Genomic DNA, 18,060 nt, shown 5'->3' with positions numbered 1-18,060 from the left:
CAGCATTTCCATAGGTAGCCTTTCATCATCTGGCAAAACTCCTTAATGCCAGGAGGAGAAAATCTATGTCGCAAATTGCAACCATTCCTCCTCTTTCGGTCAGCGTCGAAGAAGCCGCCCGCCTGGTCGGGCACTCTCGGTCGGGAATCTATGAGGTCATTGCTCAAGGCGAACTTAAGGCATTCAAGCTCGGCAAGCGCCGCCTGATCTTGATGGCAGAGCTCAAGGCATGGATCGAGCGCGCAGCGCAGGCCGGCGCACGGTGAAGGGCACAAAGAACAAGGGGCAGGAATTGCGCAGGACTGCGCGAGAGGTTGCCAAGACGGTGTTCGAGCACCGCCTTGGCAAAAACACACTGGATAGCACCAACGTGAAGGGCAAACTATGACACGCCATTCTTCAACTGAGCAAGACCGCAAGATGATGGAGGCCCTGCGAAACGGGCCGGTATCTACCATCGAAGCCGCCAAGAACCTGGATATCGTCCAGCCACCAAACACCATTCGCCGACTCAGGAAGAAGGGTCACGAAATCCGCACCTACTGGACGCATCAGTCCACTGAGCCAGGCCGACCGCCACACCGCGTGGCCAAGTACATCCTGATGCGCGAAGCGTCGTAATCCGGAGACCGCAAGGGACGCCGCGAAATTGCGGCGTCGCTTGTGCCTGCCTGTGAGCTGCTGGCGGGCTTCGGCCCGTTGCTTATCCAGCCGAACTACGCTGAGGTCGATTCAGTGGAATGCCTAGCCACAAAACTACTTAGCCGCGGTGACGCGGTGAGCATTGAGTGTGGGCAGCTCGTCATTCAACCGGCGAGCGGCAAGCCCGTACCGCCTGATTGGATCAACACCAACCGTGCCAGGCTTTGCCGTAAAGCGCTTATCTCATTAGGCCTGGATGCTTTCGAGTACACGGATTATTCAACTGGGCACTATGGCAAAACCCGGAGCGCCGGTATCACGCTGAGGTTCGTCTCGCTAGTAAATGGGCAGTCGGTATACGCCGTTTTCAATGCAGACCTGACCCGCCAGCGGAACACGGCCACAGCTAAGGCTGGCGCGCTGCTTCCCAAGGGACAATTCCGCATCGGCAAGCGCAGCCACTTCTACAAGTTCTGGATGGGGACCGGCCTGCCTTTTCCTCGGCGGCTGGCGGCTATGCACGATTACATGGGAAAACTGCGTAGCGTCATGCTGACCGGATTGCTGACTGACGACCGAATTAACGCCGGCAGTTTGGCGCCTATCAGTCTGAGTTCCGAGCAATTCAGAAAGGCAATTTTGCCGGACAAATTCCGGACAATATCCGGACAACTTCCGGACAAGAGCCCCGGACATGGAAAACGCTCCAGCCCATGCAATGCGCGGGTTACAGCCCATTCCAACTACGTGCGTTTCAAACCACGAAAACAAGTTAATAAGAAAGGACGAATACAAGACAGCTTCCATAACTAATTTACCTATCACTAAGTGTCCTCAGGATCAGAGTGTTGATGAGTGGTTGGAGGCATACAGCTCGACCTGATCCACTTCGTCGAGCTGGCACCGCCCGCCCGCCAATGAAAAAGGGCACCACCCTATTTCGGGGTAGTGCCCTTGATGCTGCGAATGTTTCTTTGCTTGTCAGCCCTACTCCAACACCACCGCGCGGTATTGCTGATCGCCGCCCAGGTCGTCGGAACCGAACAGGGCTTGATTGACGGTCTTCCGGCTCTCAAGCATCAGATCGTGCTCATCATGCGTGCCGATGCCCGCCGCTACCCACTCTGGCAACTCCTTGCGGCGCCGCATCTCGTTCAAGTGCGTCCACCACCGGGTAGCGTGTGCTCGCTCGGCAGAAATCGCCTCGGCCACATCGCTGCTGCGCTGGTCCAGCAGGTAATGAGGCAATGGCGGTGCCTTTTGCGCCCCCACGTTCGCGTCATCCATCTCGTTTTCCATGCACTCGCACCACTGATAAACCTTGGTGTACCAGTCCTTGAGGCCGAGGGTGCCCAATTGCGCGAACGCGTGAGGCGTACTGTCTTCGGGGAAGATCTCAAGCATCAGCGTGAATATTGCGCTCACGCTATCGAAGGCACTGGTCACTTCGTACAGATCCTGGACGGCAGTCTCGGCAATTGCCTTGTAGGAGCGGCTCATTGGTCACCCCCGGCGCCCAGCGCAACACACCCGGCCAGCGCGGCGGCGATTTGCTCGCGGTCGCAGTCGGCGGCGTTGGCGCCGTCAGCGGCCAGGTTCCATGCGACGTCTACCAGGTTGCGGACGTGCTGACTGGTGCCCTTGTCTGCCAGTACGGCGTAGAGAACTGCTTCAACCTTGCGCAGGGCGATCTGAGCGCTTTCAAGGTCCTCAAGCGCATCATGGGCAACTTCTTGGATGGTGCGGGCCTGGACGCTCATACAGCACTTCCTACGCACACACCGCGGAACGGGTCGGCACCTGGCAGAACCTTGAAGCTGACGTCGCCCAGGATCTTCAAAGGGGCCAGCTCGGTGAGCTTGATATTGGCCGGCAGCGCCATGGTGGCGATGATCTGGCCGCGCGCATCCAGAATTTGGATGGTATTCTGTTTAAATTGCATGACGTATACCTTCAAGTCGCGTCGTGTGATCGCCAGGCCGCTGTTGACGCAGCGGCTTGGCACCTCTTCTGGGATGGCCTAAATCTGGACCATCGATTCAATCGGCTACGGCTTAAGCCGATCGACATACGGGATCTCCCCGCATCTACTGCTTACCCTTCTCGCTGATCCAGCCTGCCGCCCAGCTCAAGGGGGCTTTCGACTCCATCGGCTCTAGTGGCTCCCCGGCGCGTGCTGCCTGCTTACCCTCCTGCTCCGTCTCTGTGTGAATCCACACCGTGGTGTTCTTATAGCCGGCTGCTTTCTGCCGCTCCTTGAATGCTCGCTGGCGCAGGGTGTTCGGGCTTTCGGTTTTGTCTGCCATCTGCATTCCTCATTACCGGTAACGTCAAGCAATACTGCTACTTCATTACCGGTAACGCAACAAGCAAATGCAAAAAGATAGCTCTACCCTACGTGCGACCTCCGATTCCGGGCTAATTCATGAGCCTGAACGACGCCGGCCACGATTTAGTAGTCGCTGTACCAAAAAAGCAGAGCAACACGTCCCAAGGAGGTCTCGACTCATCCACGCGCGATAGCTATCTTGAACAATCACAGAGTGAATCGATCAAGGAAGGAAAATGCAGAAAAGACACCAGGTATTTATTAGCTCGACTTATACAGACCTAAAAGAAGAACGGGCGTTAGTCACACAGACACTGATGCAAATGGATTGTATTCCTGCTGGCATGGAGCTATTTCCCGCTACAGATGAAGAGCAATTCGAATTTATTAAGAAGGTGATAGATGATTGCGATTATTACCTACTAATTATCGGCGGTCGTTACGGGTCCACTACAGATGACGGGATAAGTTATACAGAAAAAGAATACGAATATGCGGTGGAGCAATCTATTCCTGTCATTGCCTTGCTTCACGGAAGCCCAGGTTTACTTTCAGTATCGAAATCCGAAATAGCTTCGGAGATGCGAGATAGACTTGATAATTTTCGTGCACGGGTGTCCACGGGTCGCCTAGTCAAATATTGGAGTAGCGGAAGCGATTTACCAGGCCAGGTAGCAATAAGCATAGCTCAAACCATATCCCGCTTCCCAAGAGTTGGGTGGATACGGGGCAATAACGTGGCTAGTGAAGACTTACTACGCGAAATAAATGATTTAAGAAAAGAAAACCAATCCCTGAAAAGCAAATATGAATCTCAGAAGTCCCTTCCTGCAATTGAAGACTTAAATCCTGCTGATTTAGACTCAACTATAACATTACATGGAACCTATTCAGCAAGCGGAACCAGACATGAGTGGTCTTCAAATACTAACTGGAAGGAAATATTCTATTTCATATCACCGTATCTGACCGAAAACGCATCTGAGGCTACGGTAAAGGAAGCCCTGCGAGCCGGGATCGTTGCAAAAAACCGAATTTCAACATTTAGAAATATTCTAAATGACCAAGACTTTCAGACCGTAACTATACAGATGAAAATTCTTGGACTAGTCACGATTAGCACTCTAAACGAACATTCACGAGAAAAGCTTTGGAAGTTAACTCCAAACGGTGAAGCTCTAATGTATAAACTTAGAGTCATACAAAAATAGTTTAAAAAATCCGACAAGGCATAGTTAGAACTTTGCGGGCCAGGCCTACTCTCTGGTCATAGGTGAATTTCAAATCCAGAAGCAGGATGATCAAAAACAGGGCCATCGCCGGCGTGCTCAAATCTGAGCACGCCCAGCGCTTGAACTAGATCACACGCAGACCTGAATTCCCGGCCTGCCATCTAACAGAAAGAGGTTTGCGCAGAGCCTCGACTCTGGCTATCATGATAGCCATAAGCCACTAAAAGCGCGAACTAAGGTAGATATATTCAATGCGACACTTATCAACAACCAATATAGTCTTGGCACTGCTTCTATCTTTTTTAATTGGCACACTAGTTGGGCTATCAGTAAATTTTGGATGGGGCCTCCCACTCGGAACTTCTTTAACATTGGTTATTGCCACATTGGGTTTCGGGGTCGCTCTCTATCAGTCATATGCAACCAGAAAACACAATAGGCTATTAGTAAAACCCCACCTAGTGATAAGATCACCTATTTCAAGCATTCAGCTTGAAGGCTATTACACCTTTACATTAATAGTAAAAAACTCTGGGCTCGGACCAGCTTTGATTGAGGATTTCTCGATTTCTATTGGTAAGGACGGAGAAATAGTTAGAGGCACCTTATTAAAAACCATCCAAAAGCACGCTCGAACTAGGTTCAACACCGAAGGAGCAACACGTTGCTTGGCATATTTTCCGCAGAAGGGTGACGCCATAGACAAAGGAGAAGAGAAAATATTAATTCAGATAAATTTCTCTAGAAAGGGAATTTCCACCGCTCAAGCTCAGGAATTAGTGCTGGCCTACTCTTCCGAAGTAGAGGTTAATATCGACTACCACTGCCATTACGGACATAAATTCAAAGTAGAAAGACTAGCACCACAAAACAAACAACCAAAACCTGATTTATTTCCTCTTGCCTCAACCGATTAAAACGCCGGGAAACCTGTTGTTCTCGTAGCACCTTACAACCGAGCCGTAAGAGCTTAGTACACCGGCGACGGGTAGTAATGCCCCCTGTATGCCAAGGTCGGTCTCACTGAGACGTTTTGGTCTCACTGAGTGTGGAAAGCAACACACATAGTAAAAATCAACACAGGGTGTGGTCAACATCACCATACCTTTGCTGCAAGCCCCACGATGGAGCCTCCTCCCTTCCCATCGAGACAGACCAAAGGAGCCGATTCGGATCATCAGGTCTGCTTGCCTCAAATCTGCGACGGAGACCAGGCAAGGTCAGCTACCTACGTCGCTCTGCCTCCATGAGGCATAAGTGCTGCTCTCCCCTCCCCATTGAGATCTGGGAAAGTGTGACGCTTTGATCTCTGTGAGACGTTTTTGTCTCACAGACCAAACTGATGCTGATTATTGCCCCTCAGGAGATATAGCTTTTGAGCTTTTCCCGAACAAGAAGTCTTGATAGATCTCTTCCGGACAAGGGTTACCCGTGAATTTGATAATCCGCTTGGTCACCCTGCGACCATCACCAGTAAGCCCTGCGGTAACGCCCTCATCCTTCATAGAAACCCCAAGTTGGCCGCTTCCTGAAACGTCGTAGAACTCTTCGATCTGCACCTCTTCAGCGCAGGCTATGCGAAGGGCAATGGCTTGTTCCTGTTGAACCTTAGCTTGAGCTAAAACGATACTGGCCATTGTTTCAGCCTGCATTTTCGCGTGGTTGAGCTCGTCCGGTGCAGCCGCTTTAGTGCCACTTGCCGATACGACTTTCAGAAGCGCCTCAATTGCGACGCCAGTAAGGCCAAGATAAGAAAGCATGGTTTTTTCTCATAAGTGTTCACACATAGTTTCGGCCTACGTACGCAGTCCTTTAAGGCTCCCACAGCGAAATCCTCGTGAACTGGACAGATTTATAGCTCTAGCAGCACATGAACACCTGACAGCAGGCCGGAACAGGCGTTGCTGTGGCAGCAACCCCTTGAGATGAACCTGGCTCACCTTTAAACCATTCGGACCGAAGTGGCATTCTCTCACCCCGCCTGAGCTGCCAACTGCCGAGGATTTCTCTGTGGTTCGCAAATCCCACCGATCAGGGGTGTTCCACCAGTGGTGGATCATACTTCCGCGCCACGTTTTCATATCTCGCAAAACGTGGCGCGGAAACCTGACATACCGAAACGATAGGTCAGCCCTCCCCGCTCCATCCTCAATCTGAGATCGGTCTGAGCCGAAAACCCGGCTGCGTATCACTTTGCCTATCCGGGACTTACTGCAACAAAAAACCTCTTCTAGATTCGCTGTAAACCAACTATTTCAGTCCCGTTTAATCCGGTTATATGTATCACATAGAGTGCACCTAAAAAGCACTGGATAAATGATCAGATCATGCCTAATGTGAGTTTTTGAGCCACTCAAAACCCATTCGAGGCAGCACCTATGAACACAGCTAAGCCCGCCCGAGGACGTCAGCACAAACCAACTCGCTCCGAAGTTGCTGCTGCCTGGGGCCGCCTTCGCGAAGCCGCAGCAGACGGAAGCGTTCAAGCATCCGCCCTGCCGATAGCGCTCGCTGAAAACAAACCGGTCATCGCCATGGAATCGCCGGCCGCATGACTGATCGCGATAAAGCCGGCAAATGGAAGCCGGGGCAATCGGGTAATCCCGGTGGTCGTTCTGGCCAAACGCAGGAGCTGCGCGCCCGACTCGCGGAAGGTGCAGACGCCGTGACAAAGAAGGTTCTGACAGCGGCCAAGAAGGGCGATATGCAGGCTTGCCGGCTGATCCTTGAACGACTGGTACCGCCAATCAAGCCAACTGCCGAAACAGTGTGCTTCGAACTCGACGACACCGACCTACCCAGCGCAGCCAAATCAATCCTTCGCGCAGTTGCCGCCGGCTAGCTACCGCCCGACCAAGGTAAAGCATTGATCGAAGGACTAGGCGCTGTAGCCCGGGTGATCGAAGTCGCCGAGCTGCAAAAGGCCGTCGAAGAACTCCGCGAACAGATGGAGGGAATGCGGCAATGAGCATTAAGTGGATGCGGGCCGAGCTCAAGCGAATTGCAGAAAAGATTGGCACCGAAGACGAAGAGACAGTGCTCGTTATGTTGACGGTGGTGGACTGCAGGGCTGACGCGGTTGGGGAGGAGATGGACTACCCCAAGACAATAGGCCATTCGTTCAACTATCCCGTCCTGGGCGTATAGACGGTGATGCACTTCCCACTCTGCACCATGAACAGCTATGACGCGGCCAATCTAGCAGAGGCGTTCATCCTCCACGTCCGCGCAATTGAAAGCCTCCGCCGTCCCGCCCCGGTAGGTGTGATGGATATGCGGCCATTCCCAAGCTCTGGTGCCTGGATCTTCCCGCCACCGGCTGATGGGCAAAACATCAAAGAGCACGTCGCAGAACAGTACCAACTGATCATCGAGGCCCGCCATGAACATCCGTAACCAGGTGGCCAAGCTGCGTCAGCAATCCGGTCTCACCCAGTTCAATCGCGACGTGCGAGAGATCAGCGCACTTATGAACGAGTTGCACGCCGCAACAGCCGGCGGCGTCCCCCAAGAGAGCGTGTCCCTATTCGAGATCCTGAGCGAAGCCTCAGACCAAAACCGGCCGCCCCACGGCCAGACAATCAAAAGGTAACTCAATGAAAATCGGCAAACGATCCGTCCTCAAAGTTGGCTTGGCCAACCTCCATTACTCCGAATACGAACACTCCCAGGTAGAGGCGAGAACATTCAATATTCAGCGACCAGATGGCACCAAAGGAACCTGGCAGGCAGGTGGCTTGCTGAAGTCTGTTCGCCATTTGCAGGGTTTGTCGCTGGAGGCGTTCAAGGACCTCGGAGAGGAAATTCTCTCGATTCGCGAGAACAAGGACCTCAACGCCGCAGCCATTGAGCGCAAGGGCAAGGAGCAGATTGATGGAATCATCCCCGTCCTGATGCCTGCGATGGAAAAGGCGGCAAAAGATATGCTCACGTTGGCCCAAACAGTGGCCAGCGGCTTTGCCGCGGTCACGCCGCGCGCTAGCTCGGACGTTGTTGGCTTCCTGGCCGATCAGGAGCTACGAGCCATCGTGCGTAGCCTCAAGCCGGAAGAGCGCCAGCGACTAGTCGCTGAGGCGCGCGCAGGCAGTCACCCCGACGTTGTAGAGGCGGTGCTCAGGGCAAACCCAATGCTCTCCGGATTATCGCCAGAGGCGGCTGACAGCCTTTCGCGCGCAGGCATTGCCGCGTCGCGCGCCGAAGACATTGAAGGGCTCAAGCAGATGCTAGCGATCTACGATGACGTGCTAGCCACAGCCTCCAATGCCGGTGTCGCACTGAGCGGCATGGTTGCTAATTCGAATGGGTACACCGGCCGATTTGAGAAGTGGCGATCGGGCTGTGAGGGCTCCGAAGCACTTCGCGAGTGGCTGGCGAAAATGCCCACTCGCACCTCTACACAAGCGACCCCTGATCAATCCGAAGCGGCCTAACTGACGATCCGTGCGCTACGCAAGTATTGGTAGCGCCGATCAGCTGGCTGATTCTTTGAGTAAGAAAAAATGACGTTTCAAGAGCGCTTTACCGAGGCGTGCAAAACGCAGAAATTCAAACCCTACGAACTGATCCAAGGGCCGGACGCCGGCTACACGGTGTGTGAGGTCCAGCACGTCAGTGGTGGCCAACAGGTGACAGTCGGCGGCCCCTTCTTCACTGAAGAAGAAGCCAGGGTTTCGGCCGACCTGCTGAGGGGTACATTCCGAGGCGCCCGGGCCAGCGAGGCGGTCTACAACCGGGTGTGGAACTACGACCCGCGCCAGGAGCAACTGACCATCGACCAGGCGCATATGTCGCGTGCAGTACTCGCCATTCGTCTTGGGCTGCCCGCCCCATCCACCCAGCCATAGGAGGCCCCATGGCCGCTCCAGCAATCGAATACGCTCCGCTCACCACAATCAAACTGTACGGGCAGCTACGGCAGTTCGGTAAGTCCTACCAGTTCTCCGTCCGAACGCCGGCCGAGGCCATCAAAGCATTGTCAGTGCAGATCCCTGGGTTTGAACGGTTTCTGTCGAATGCGAAGTCTCGCGGCCTCGTGTTCGCGGTATTTCGAGGCAAGAAAAATATCGGTGAGGGTGAGCTTGGGTTTGAAGGCAAAGGCGACATCATCATTGCCCCTGTGATCGTAGGTAGCAAACGCTCGGGAGTTCTTCAAACCGTCGTCGGTGCCCTGCTGATCGCAGCGTCATTCTTCACTTTCTGGGCACCTCCAGTATCAGCCGGCCTGTTTGCATCTGGCGTGGGTATGGTCGCCGGCGGCGTGATCCAAATGCTCAGCCCCCAGGCCGGCGGACTCAAGACCAGCGCCGCACCAGATAACACCCCCGGCTACGCCTTCGGCAGTGCCAAGAACACCACGGCTTCCGGCAACCCGGTACCGCTCTGCTACGGCAAGCGGCGGGTGGGCGGCGCAATCATCAGCGCCGCCATCTATGCCGAAGACCAGATGTAGGCCAAAACTACCTACTCCTTCGGCGGCGTCAAAAACAACTCGGCCGGCGGCAATCCCGAGCCGATCCGTATCGGGGAACGCCGGTGGGGCGACGGCATTATTTCGGCGTCGATCCACACCGAGAACAAAATATAATCTCTATCACTGTTAGTTTTTCTTTCCTAGGCTTACAGCAGCATCTAAAGCCTTTTCCACTAACTTGCTTGCAGCTCCGGTTACGGCAGGGTCGACATCATCAGACTCAGCTTGGGAGAAAGCACTTTGTCCACTTATATTCCAATGAGCAAAAGCCTCTTTTACCTCAGACCACTGAGCATTAGCTCCATAGGTATCCAAGTAAAATTCACCGAAACGAATAGCATGAGCGCGCTCCCCAATCTTCAAGGATTCGTGCATATATGATTTACTAAAAACAAATGCGTATCTAGACAGCACCCCGCAGAGGCCGACCACCACCAAGCCGCGAAATAAGTGAAAAAAATAGTAGGCCAACCCCGCGCCTGAGGCGCTGTGAAAAGTATCCGCGCTACTCACCATTGTGAGAACCGCAACAATTACACCTACCAACAGCGCCGATGCTCCCAAAATCGCCCACACACTAGAAATAGTGTGGAATCGGGTCTCTTTGGCATTTAAAAGTGAAAGCGCAGAACCGACGAATTTCTTAGAGTTACCCTGCAATGTTTTCTGACTTTCTTCGGTTAGACTCTGCTTCTCGAGCGTCAACTCCCTCTTTAGATCGTCAACAGTCTTCTTCTGAGAGGTTAGTTCTTCGCGCTCCTTCAACAGCTGTACTCTTTGATCTGCAAGCTCGCGTTCGATAAGTTCTTGCCGCTGATTTGCGACCATCTCATGCTGTGACAGAGCTTGTTGACGCTTCTCGAGCGAATCGAAAACCTGTTGCTCCCGCGTCTCTAGCTGCTTCTTTTCATGTTGCATTCGAGTCTCGAGGAACGACTCACGCTGGGATAACTCTAGGCGTAGTTTGTCGAGTTCCTTTTCTCTCTCAGCAAGCAGCACTAGCCGCTGACGCTGTTCCTCTCGATCCTTTCCCGTATCGATAATCGCCATACCACGTCCTTTGATCGCCACACTACGCTTAAAGGGCAAATGTTACTCGAAGTATGCCTATCCAGATACAGGCTTATTTTGCCTTTTTCGGGCTTACCGCTTGATAAGTAACACCCAAAGTGCAACAGTATTAGTAGAACGCCCTAACTGATACAGGCACCCATCATGTTCATTCGCGCATACCTCCGAGCATCCACCGAAGAGCAAGACGCCGGCCGCGCCCGCGCCTCGCTCGAGCAGTTCGCCAGCGACCATAACAAGGTCATCGCCAGCGTGTACCTGGAGAACGCCAGCGGCGCCACCGCCGACCGGCCGGAGCTGCTGCGCCTGCTGAAAGATGCGCGAAAGGGTGACGTTCTGCTGGTGGAATCGATAGACCGTCTCTCCCGCCTGCCGGTGGAGGACTGGCAAAAGCTCAAGTCCGCGATCGACTCCAAGGGCCTGCGCATCGTCGCGCTCGACCTTCCGACCAGCCACCAGGGAATGCAGGACACCAAGGGCGACGAGTTTACCGGGCGGATGCTGGGCGCCATCAACTCAATGCTGGTGGAAATGATGGCCGCGATCGCGCGCAAGGATTACGAGCAGCGCCGCGACCGGCAGGCCCAGGGCATCGAGAAGGCCAAGGCCGCCGGCAAGTACCAGGGGCGCCCAGTGGATGCCGATCTGCACAAGCGCGTGACCGAGTTACTCGGCGCCGGCCTGGGAATTCGCGCGACGGCACGGCACGCCAACTGCTCGACCACCACCGTGCTGAGGATCAGGGACCAGATCGCTTTAGCCTGAAAAGGGCAAAGTGGAAATCAAAAATAAACGCTTTTTGGTTTGGCTTGGCGTGCCAAGGAAAATGCACATATTCTCAGAGCTCTACTCGGCCAGTGCTGTCGAGCTCTATTCCCCAACCCTGCGGAAAAAAGAATGGAAGCAAACTGGGTTTTTGGCATCGGTACCATCGTTGCCACACTGCTTGGGCCGATCCTTGCGGTTCAAGCACAAAAATATCTTGAGCGCATAAACGAGTCCAGAAACCAAAAAACCTGGATCTTCAGCACCTTGATGGCGACTCGGGGGGCAAGGCTCTCACCTGATCATGTTCGCGCATTGAACATGATTGATCTTGCTTTCAACGGAGGCCGCTCAAACCGCCGAAAGGCGTCAGAAACAGACGTTTTGGATACCTGGCGCGATTATCTGGACCACCTTACCTCAACGATAAACGAGAGTAACGCGGACAGGTGGATAGAGAAGCAGCAGGAGCTTCTGATCCTAATGTTGAGTGCAATGGCCGCGGATCTAAACCTTCGGTATGACCGGGTCCTTCTACGAAACGGAGCCTACATTCCAAAAGGCCACACAGATCTTGAGCTCGACCAGCAAAAGCTCAGACACTACGCAATTGAAGTCCTTTCAGGGCAGCAACCGATTAGCATGAACGTGACCGGCTTCCCTTTCAGCGAGGAAATGACAAATTCACAGCTTAAGTTGCAGGAAGGGCTTTCTGACGTTCTGTCCGGGCAAGGTCACTTGAAAGTTAGGATAGAGCCCGCAGGCGCACCCGAAACTGACGAGAAGGCTCCCACCTAAGCAATGTCAGGTCGACGACCGGAAAAAGTTGATCCATTTTCGGCAACAAAAAAGCCCCACCAGATAGATTCTGAGTGGGGCTTTTTCAGGCCTACCGCTGCCACCCTACTGTCACGGAGAAATGATACCGACAGAGAAATAGCTTCAAAGGCCTGATTTATATGGTGTCCCAGGGCCGGTTCGAACGGCCAACCTTCCCCTTAGGAGGGGGATGCTCTATCCAATTGAGCTACTGGGACAAATGCCACGCTTACCCTGAAGGGCTAGCGACAGACGGCGTGCATCTTAACGGCCGAGGCTGGTTTTGTCATGTCGTCCGTTGGCATTTTGACTGTAGGCCAATCCTTGCGCGTACGTTCATCGCCTCATCCAGCATGCCAAGACCTTCACCGTTATAGTGCAAATTGCACTGCGCCAATATGCCATCATTGCAAACTGCAACCCAGCGCCCTCAAGAAACAAACTTAACTCATTGTTTTTATCGGAATAATAGATTGGCACGACATCTGCAAAGTCATAAACACAAAACCAATCGTTCCAGGCACCGTGGAGACTATGATGATGAACAGCGCCCTTCTACTAGCACTGAACGCTGTGGCACTGGCTACGGTGGTGATGTTTCATTTCCAGCCGACCAATACTGAAGACAGTGCGCAAATCAGCCAAGCCATTCCCCACCATCTGCAACAGCGCCCTCAGTTGGCACTGATGACTGCAACCCCCCAGTCTCCCATCCGCCTGACCCAAGATACACAACCAGCGCCAGCGGCCGAGCATTGGGTTTTCTGAGAACACTATTCATGTCGAAATCTGCCTGGTTGTTTCTGTGCCTGACGCTCCTATCTGTTGCGCTAGGCCTGGGAGCTACATCACAACAAACTCAAACCCTAGCCTTCGTCGCCAGCGCCGTGCTGGGCAGCCTACTGGTACTGACACTCATCAAGGGTCGCCGAATCAAATTCGATCCGCTCCTGCGCTAACCCCCCTTCCCCACCTCCCTCCCCTACCTTATGTCGCCTGACACTCGTAAATAGGCGAACAGCTACTAACCTTAAGCTTGAGGGCAAAAGGCCATATCGCTATAGGACGGGCGCCCTTCAACCCAGAGGCGGTGCAGGCTTGAGCGAAAATTGACGAGCTTCGCTGCACTCGCGGGATTTTTTCCAACCAGTCCGCAAAAACGCAAATCAGTACTGGCATAAAGCCTGTAGGCGGTTCAATATTTGTCACAGAATTGACGCCAATGAAATGTCAAATCTGAGGCATGATGCGGCCTCTTTGCAATTCGGGTTGAACTTTGGTCGTGAGCCTTGTCTTAACACTCATCTTGCGGCCAATTCCAGAAACCGCTCCCCTGAACTAACCGGTTAAATATATGCGCCCATTGAAACAGGCAATTTATTCCAGCCGTACGGCTGACAAATTCGTCGTACGTCTGCCAGACGGAATGCGGGAACGCATTGCCGAGGTGGCTCGCAATCATCACCGCAGCATGAACTCCGAAATCATCGCACGCCTGGAACAAAGCCTTATTCAGGAAGGTGCCTTGGGTGAAGAGTTGAGCATGCGCCTGGACAGCCCCGAGCTGTCACTGCACGAACGCGAACTGCTGCAGCGTTTTCGTCAGCTCTCCCACCGCCAGCAAAATGCTCTCGTCTCGCTTATCGCGCATGACGTGGAGGCGGCCGCAGAAGCCAATTGATTGACACCTGAAAGCCGAAGCCAGCCATGTGCTGGCTTTTTTTTGCCTGGAATTTGGGAAATAAGAAGCAAAGCGAGGGCAGGTTTGCCCCCGCTGGAAGGGTCAGAGCAGGAAGATCGTTGCCAGGCCCAAGAAGATGAAGAAGCCACCACTGTCAGTCATGGCCGTGATCATCACACTGGCCCCCATGGCGGGATCGCGACCTAGACGCGCCAAGGTCATAGGGATCAACACTCCCATCAAGGCCGCCAGTAACAGGTTAAGGGTCATGGCTGCAGTCATGACCACGCCCAGGGACCAACTACCGTAGAGCAAGTAGGCCACCACGCCAATCACGCCGCCCCACACCAACCCGTTTATGAGGCCTACCGCCAGTTCCTTGCGCAGCAGTCGTGAGGAATTGGCGGTACTGACCTGGTCCAGCGCCATGGCGCGTACGATCATGGTGATGGTCTGGTTCCCGGAGTTACCGCCAATGCCCGCCACAATCGGCATCAACGCCGCCAACGCCACCAGCTTCTCGATAGAGCCTTCAAACAACCCGATCACGCGAGAAGCGATAAACGCGGTAATCAGATTGATAGCCAGCCAGGCCCAGCGGTTATGCAGTGAACGCCAGACCGACGCGAAAATATCTTCCTCTTCACGCAAACCTGCCATGTTGAGGACTTCGGTTTCACTTTCTTCACGGATCAAGTCAACGATTTCATCGATGGTCAGACGACCGATCAACTTGCCGTTCTTATCCACCACCGGAGCCGAGATCAAGTCGTAACGCTCGAATGCCTGGGCCGCGTCGTAGGCATCTTCGTCCGGATGGAAACTCACGGTATCGCTGGCCATCAGGTCAGCAACCTTCTTCTCCGGATCATTGACCAGCAGGCGCTTGATCGGCAAAACGCCCTTGAGGATCCCCTCATAGTCGACCACAAACAGTTTGTCGGTGTGGCCGGGCAATTCTTTGAGACGGCGCAGGTAACGCAACACCACTTCAAGGCTGACGTCTTCGCGGATGGTGACCATCTCGAAGTCCATCAGTGCGCCGACCTGGTCCTCGTCGTACGACAGCGCAGAACGCACACGCTCACGCTGCTGCGTATCGAGCGCCTCCATCAACTCATGGACAACATCACGGGGCAGCTCAGGGGCCAGGTCCGCCAGCTCATCCGCGTCCATCTCCTTGGCGGCAGCCAGGAGCTCGTGGTCATCCATGTCGGCGATGAGCGTCTCACGCACCGAGTCCGATACTTCCAGAAGGATGTCACCGTCGCGATCGGCCTTGACCAACTGCCACAGGGTCAGTCGGTCATCCAGCGGCAAGGCTTCAAGAATATAGGCGACGTCGGCGGAGTGCAGGTCATCGAGCTTGCGTTGCAACTCGACGAGGTTTTGCCGGTGAACCAGGTTTTCGACGCGGTCGTGGTTCGGACCTTCCTGGCGATGCGTGAGGTCTTCGACCACGCGCTGGCGCTGCAGCAGCTCGATAACTTGAGCCAGACGATCCTGCAGGCTTTCTTGTGTTTTCTTTACTTCTACTTCGGTCATAGGCGAACTCCACTCCCAGCAGCGGGGCACGCCGGAAGGATCAATCAGTCAATTCATGATTGGTAAAACGGGGTACTGAGTAACTACTGGGTAAGTCCATGGAGGTATTCCACAAGCCCCGGCGGGGCTGACGGGCGCATGATACACCGCCCGGACGTTTTAAACGTTAAAAAACTGGAAAGAACAAGCGCTTGCACGCCAAAGCTCAGTATTGGCTGCATCTATGAACTGCGACGACGCAGGCGCGGGGGAAAACACATGAGGAGGGAGAAAAAGGAGAACGCCGGATAAAACCTACACAAACCCCAGACGGCAAAAAGCCCGCACTAGGCGGGCTTTTTGTTTGTATGGTGCACTCGACAGGATTCGAACCTGTGACCGCTCGGTTCGTAGCCGAGTACTCTATCCAGCTGAGCTACGAGTGCAGATTGTGTTTTTAGACCAGATCACAACTGGTTGAAGCCAAGCCACCTGCATCGCTGCAACTAACTCTTAAATGGTGCACTCGACAGGATTCGAACCTGTGACCGCTCGGTTCGTAGCCGAGTACTCTATCCAGCTGAGCTACGAGTGCATTTGTTGCCGCGCATTATAGGCCGTTCAATCTCTATGTAAAGCTATTTTTTCGAGTATTTTCAACAACTTACCGAAAAAACCAGATTGCAACGTACTAAGCAAATAATGGCGGAGAACGGGGGATTCGAACCCCCGACACCCTTTTGAGGTGTACTCCCTTAGCAGGGGAGCGCCTTCGGCCACTCGGCCAGCTCTCCGCAACACGGGGCGTATATTAACCACGTTCCTCCCCGTTTGCAAACATAAAAAACGATAAAAATTAAAGGCTTGGTTCTTCGTCCTTCTCTTTCTTGATCCGCAGGTAGATTTCCTCGCGGTGGACAGCCACCTCTTTCGGAGCATTAACCCCAATACGTACTTGATTGCCTTTGACGCCGAGCACGGTCACGGTGATTTCGCCATCACCGATAATCAGGCTTTCTGCGCAACGACGAGTCAGAATCAGCATACCTTTCACCTCACGCATTTCAGTTCAGGAACAACAGTCTGCAAAAAAAAAGCATTCAACCTACAACCAAAAGGTCGTAGCCCTACTCGCTAAGTATTGTCGAGCCCATGCAAAAGACCATGTACCCCACAAAAAAATGAAAGGCGCGGTAAACCGCGCCTTCCTGGCAACGCATTACTCGCCCTGTCGGGCCGGAGCATCCAGCTCAAAAGCGGTATGCAGCGCGCGTACAGCCAGTTCCAGGTACTTCTCTTCGAGCACTACCGAGACTTTGATTTCCGAGGTGGAAATCATCTGGATGTTGATACCTTCCTTGGCAAGGGCCCCAAACATACGGCTGGCAACCCCAGCATGGGAACGCATGCCCACCCCTACGATCGACACCTTGGCAATCTTGGTATCGCCGACCACTTCACGGGCGCCAATCTCGCTCGCCGTGTTCTGCAGGATTTTCAATGCCGCATCGTATTCGTTGCGGTGCACGGTGAAGGTGAAATCGGTGGTGTTATCGTGCGAAACGTTCTGCACGATCATGTCGACTTCAACATTCGCATCGCTGACAGGGCCCAGAATCTTGAAAGCCACGCCCGGGGTGTCTGGCACGCCACGGATCGTCAGCTTGGCTTCATCGCGATTGAAAGCGATGCCGGAAATGATCGGCTGTTCCATGGATTCCTCTTCATCAATAGTAATGAGGGTGCCCGGACCCTCCTTGAAGCTGTGCAATACGCGCAGCGGAACGTTGTACTTGCCGGCGAACTCCACCGCGCGAATCTGCAACACCTTGGAACCAAGGCTGGCCATTTCCAGCATTTCTTCAAAGGTGATCTTGTCCAGGCGCTGGGCCACTGGCACGACGCGTGGGTCAGTGGTGTAGACGCCATCCACATCGGTATAGATCTGGCATTCGTCAGCCTTCAGCGCTGCTGCCAGGGCCACACCGGTGGTGTCCGAACCGCCACGACCGAGCGTGGTGATGTTGCCGTGTTCATCCACGCCCTGGAAACCCGCTACAACTACCACGCGCCCTGCTTTCAGATCAGTACGAATTTTCTGATCATCAATTTGCAGGATCCGCGCCTTGGTATGCGCGCTGTCTGTAAGAATGCGCACCTGGCTACCAGTGTAGGACACCGCTGGCACGCCACGCTTGTTCAGCGCCATGGCCAACAGCGCAATGGTCACCTGCTCGCCCGTGGAGACGATCACATCCAGCTCACGCGGCAGCGGCTGTTGATCACCACTGATGGCCTTGGCCAGATCGATCAGGCGATTGGTCTCGCCACTCATGGCCGACAGCACCACTACCAGGTCATCACCGGCATCGCGGAACTTCTTAACCTTGTCGGCGACCTGCTCGATTCTTTCGACAGAACCGACCGAGGTGCCTCCAAATTTCTGTACGATCAAAGCCATTTCCAAGCCGCCTCAGCCCGTAAAGGGGCGCCTAATATCAATCCACCTGCACTGAACAAGCCCGTG

General features: G+C 53.9%; 26 protein-coding genes and 4 tRNA genes. 17 read left to right on the top strand and 13 right to left on the bottom strand.

Features of this window, described 5'->3' with window-relative positions; genetic code table 11:
- The first annotated feature begins 65 nt into the window (after positions 1 to 65).
- The 3 genes from PSH76_RS05480 (at position 66) to PSH76_RS05470 (ending at position 1,455) form a co-directional block, all read left to right on the top strand.
- Complete coding sequence (locus tag PSH76_RS05480) at positions 66 to 266, top strand: helix-turn-helix domain-containing protein (RefSeq protein ID WP_305493713.1); 201 nt, start codon at positions 66 to 68, stop codon at positions 264 to 266.
- Positions 267 to 384: 118 nt separating this feature from the next.
- Positions 385 to 621 carry a helix-turn-helix domain-containing protein gene (locus tag PSH76_RS05475; protein ID WP_148853753.1) on the top strand — a complete coding sequence of 79 codons (237 nt, stop codon included), beginning with the start codon at positions 385 to 387 and terminating at the stop codon, positions 619 to 621.
- 42 nt (positions 622 to 663) lie between these two features.
- The gene (locus PSH76_RS05470) at positions 664 to 1,455 is read left to right on the top strand and encodes a hypothetical protein (RefSeq protein WP_305493712.1); all 792 of its coding nucleotides are present in this window, start codon (positions 664 to 666) and stop codon (positions 1,453 to 1,455) included.
- A gap of 174 nt (positions 1,456 to 1,629) precedes the next feature.
- On the opposite strand, the gene PSH76_RS05465 is transcribed toward PSH76_RS05470, so the two are convergent.
- The 4 genes from PSH76_RS05465 to PSH76_RS05450 form a co-directional block, all read right to left on the bottom strand.
- A complete protein-coding gene (locus tag PSH76_RS05465) occupies positions 1,630 to 2,142 on the bottom strand; it encodes a hypothetical protein (RefSeq protein ID WP_305493711.1) in 513 nt (170 codons plus the stop codon).
- Entirely contained in the window at positions 2,139 to 2,402 is a 264-nt protein-coding gene (locus PSH76_RS05460) for a hypothetical protein (protein ID WP_305493710.1), read from the bottom strand. The genes PSH76_RS05465 and PSH76_RS05460 overlap by 4 nt, the downstream gene beginning before the upstream one ends.
- Entirely contained in the window at positions 2,399 to 2,584 is a 186-nt protein-coding gene (locus tag PSH76_RS05455) for a hypothetical protein (protein WP_305493709.1), read from the bottom strand. Before PSH76_RS05455 ends, PSH76_RS05460 begins: the two co-directional genes overlap by 4 nt.
- 145 nt (positions 2,585 to 2,729) lie before the next feature.
- On the bottom strand, positions 2,730 to 2,948 hold the full coding sequence (locus tag PSH76_RS05450) for a hypothetical protein (protein WP_305493708.1): 219 nt from the start codon (positions 2,946 to 2,948) through the stop codon (positions 2,730 to 2,732).
- Between the two features lie 259 nt (positions 2,949 to 3,207).
- On the opposite strand from PSH76_RS05450, the gene PSH76_RS05445 reads away from it, so the two are divergent.
- Both PSH76_RS05445 and PSH76_RS05440 read left to right on the top strand, forming a co-directional pair.
- Positions 3,208 to 4,182, top strand: coding sequence for a DUF4062 domain-containing protein (locus PSH76_RS05445; protein ID WP_305493707.1), 975 nt, complete (start codon positions 3,208 to 3,210; stop codon positions 4,180 to 4,182).
- Between the two features lie 302 nt (positions 4,183 to 4,484).
- Positions 4,485 to 5,120 carry a hypothetical protein gene (locus PSH76_RS05440; protein ID WP_305493706.1) on the top strand — a complete coding sequence of 212 codons (636 nt, stop codon included), beginning with the start codon at positions 4,485 to 4,487 and terminating at the stop codon, positions 5,118 to 5,120.
- 432 nt (positions 5,121 to 5,552) lie between these two features.
- Here PSH76_RS05440 and PSH76_RS05435 read toward each other — a convergent pair whose 3' ends face one another.
- Positions 5,553 to 5,963: a hypothetical protein gene (locus tag PSH76_RS05435; RefSeq protein ID WP_305493705.1), complete on the bottom strand. Its 411-nt coding sequence runs from the start codon at positions 5,961 to 5,963 to the stop codon at positions 5,553 to 5,555.
- A 791-nt stretch (positions 5,964 to 6,754) separates the two neighbouring features.
- On the opposite strand from PSH76_RS05435, the gene PSH76_RS05430 reads away from it, so the two are divergent.
- The 7 genes from PSH76_RS05430 (at position 6,755) to PSH76_RS05400 (ending at position 9,652) form a co-directional block, all read left to right on the top strand.
- Entirely contained in the window at positions 6,755 to 7,045 is a 291-nt protein-coding gene (locus tag PSH76_RS05430) for a DUF5681 domain-containing protein (RefSeq protein WP_305493704.1), read from the top strand.
- Positions 7,046 to 7,167: 122 nt separating this feature from the next.
- Positions 7,168 to 7,350 (top strand): hypothetical protein, encoded by a 183-nt coding sequence (locus tag PSH76_RS05425; protein WP_305493703.1) that lies wholly within the window; start codon positions 7,168 to 7,170, stop codon positions 7,348 to 7,350.
- A gap of 27 nt (positions 7,351 to 7,377) precedes the next feature.
- Positions 7,378 to 7,599 carry a hypothetical protein gene (locus PSH76_RS05420; RefSeq protein WP_305493702.1) on the top strand — a complete coding sequence of 74 codons (222 nt, stop codon included), beginning with the start codon at positions 7,378 to 7,380 and terminating at the stop codon, positions 7,597 to 7,599.
- A complete protein-coding gene (locus PSH76_RS05415; protein WP_305493701.1) occupies positions 7,586 to 7,795 on the top strand; it encodes a hypothetical protein in 210 nt (69 codons plus the stop codon). The genes PSH76_RS05420 and PSH76_RS05415 overlap by 14 nt, the downstream gene beginning before the upstream one ends.
- A gap of 4 nt (positions 7,796 to 7,799) precedes the next feature.
- A complete protein-coding gene (locus PSH76_RS05410) occupies positions 7,800 to 8,633 on the top strand; it encodes a hypothetical protein (RefSeq protein WP_305493700.1) in 834 nt (277 codons plus the stop codon).
- A gap of 69 nt (positions 8,634 to 8,702) precedes the next feature.
- A complete protein-coding gene (locus PSH76_RS05405) occupies positions 8,703 to 9,047 on the top strand; it encodes a hypothetical protein (protein ID WP_305493699.1) in 345 nt (114 codons plus the stop codon).
- Positions 9,048 to 9,055: 8 nt separating this feature from the next.
- Positions 9,056 to 9,652, top strand: a complete 597-nt coding sequence (locus tag PSH76_RS05400; RefSeq protein WP_305493698.1) for a tail assembly protein — start codon at positions 9,056 to 9,058, stop codon at positions 9,650 to 9,652.
- 147 nt (positions 9,653 to 9,799) lie between these two features.
- Here PSH76_RS05400 and PSH76_RS05390 read toward each other — a convergent pair whose 3' ends face one another.
- Complete coding sequence (locus PSH76_RS05390) at positions 9,800 to 10,723, bottom strand: hypothetical protein (protein WP_305493697.1); 924 nt, start codon at positions 10,721 to 10,723, stop codon at positions 9,800 to 9,802.
- 165 nt (positions 10,724 to 10,888) lie between these two features.
- Here PSH76_RS05390 and PSH76_RS05385 point away from each other — a divergent pair, with 165 nt between their 5' ends.
- Positions 10,889 to 11,509, top strand: a complete 621-nt coding sequence (locus tag PSH76_RS05385) for a recombinase family protein (protein ID WP_305493696.1) — start codon at positions 10,889 to 10,891, stop codon at positions 11,507 to 11,509.
- A gap of 132 nt (positions 11,510 to 11,641) precedes the next feature.
- On the top strand, positions 11,642 to 12,307 hold the full coding sequence (locus tag PSH76_RS05380) for a DUF6680 family protein (protein ID WP_305493695.1): 666 nt from the start codon (positions 11,642 to 11,644) through the stop codon (positions 12,305 to 12,307).
- A gap of 162 nt (positions 12,308 to 12,469) precedes the next feature.
- On the opposite strand, the gene PSH76_RS05375 is transcribed toward PSH76_RS05380, so the two are convergent.
- Positions 12,470 to 12,546, bottom strand: a tRNA-Arg gene (locus PSH76_RS05375).
- Between the two features lie 322 nt (positions 12,547 to 12,868).
- Between PSH76_RS05375 and PSH76_RS05370 the strand changes: the two genes are divergently transcribed.
- The 3 genes from PSH76_RS05370 to PSH76_RS05360 all read left to right on the top strand — a co-directional run bounded on the left by PSH76_RS05370 (position 12,869) and on the right by PSH76_RS05360 (position 14,009).
- Positions 12,869 to 13,096, top strand: a complete 228-nt coding sequence (locus PSH76_RS05370; protein WP_305494439.1) for a hypothetical protein — start codon at positions 12,869 to 12,871, stop codon at positions 13,094 to 13,096.
- An 11-nt stretch (positions 13,097 to 13,107) separates the two neighbouring features.
- Positions 13,108 to 13,287 (top strand): PA3371 family protein, encoded by a 180-nt coding sequence (locus PSH76_RS05365; protein WP_003193590.1) that lies wholly within the window; start codon positions 13,108 to 13,110, stop codon positions 13,285 to 13,287.
- A 395-nt stretch (positions 13,288 to 13,682) separates the two neighbouring features.
- A complete protein-coding gene (locus PSH76_RS05360) occupies positions 13,683 to 14,009 on the top strand; it encodes an Arc family DNA-binding protein (RefSeq protein WP_003193592.1) in 327 nt (108 codons plus the stop codon).
- A 102-nt stretch (positions 14,010 to 14,111) separates the two neighbouring features.
- Here the strand turns inward: PSH76_RS05360 and mgtE are convergent, their stop codons facing one another.
- The 6 genes from mgtE to PSH76_RS05330 all read right to left on the bottom strand — a co-directional run bounded on the left by mgtE (position 14,112) and on the right by PSH76_RS05330 (position 17,994).
- On the bottom strand, positions 14,112 to 15,554 hold the full coding sequence (gene mgtE / locus PSH76_RS05355; RefSeq protein WP_003193593.1) for a magnesium transporter: 1,443 nt from the start codon (positions 15,552 to 15,554) through the stop codon (positions 14,112 to 14,114).
- 348 nt (positions 15,555 to 15,902) lie between these two features.
- Positions 15,903 to 15,979, bottom strand: a tRNA-Arg gene (locus tag PSH76_RS05350).
- A 72-nt stretch (positions 15,980 to 16,051) separates the two neighbouring features.
- Positions 16,052 to 16,128, bottom strand: a tRNA-Arg gene (locus PSH76_RS05345).
- A gap of 108 nt (positions 16,129 to 16,236) precedes the next feature.
- Positions 16,237 to 16,327: transfer RNA gene (locus PSH76_RS05340), tRNA-Ser, on the bottom strand.
- Positions 16,328 to 16,389: 62 nt separating this feature from the next.
- The gene (gene csrA, locus PSH76_RS05335) at positions 16,390 to 16,578 is read right to left on the bottom strand and encodes a carbon storage regulator CsrA (protein ID WP_003175645.1); all 189 of its coding nucleotides are present in this window, start codon (positions 16,576 to 16,578) and stop codon (positions 16,390 to 16,392) included.
- Between the two features lie 174 nt (positions 16,579 to 16,752).
- On the bottom strand, positions 16,753 to 17,994 hold the full coding sequence (locus tag PSH76_RS05330) for an aspartate kinase (RefSeq protein ID WP_003193595.1): 1,242 nt from the start codon (positions 17,992 to 17,994) through the stop codon (positions 16,753 to 16,755).
- Between the last annotated feature and the right edge of the window lie 66 nt (positions 17,995 to 18,060).

The sequence above is a fragment of the Pseudomonas sp. FP215 genome (assembly GCF_030687795.1).
In the GTDB taxonomy this organism is placed as follows: domain Bacteria; phylum Pseudomonadota; class Gammaproteobacteria; order Pseudomonadales; family Pseudomonadaceae; genus Aquipseudomonas; species Aquipseudomonas salmasensis.
This window is presented reverse-complemented; position numbering and strand designations above follow the sequence as displayed.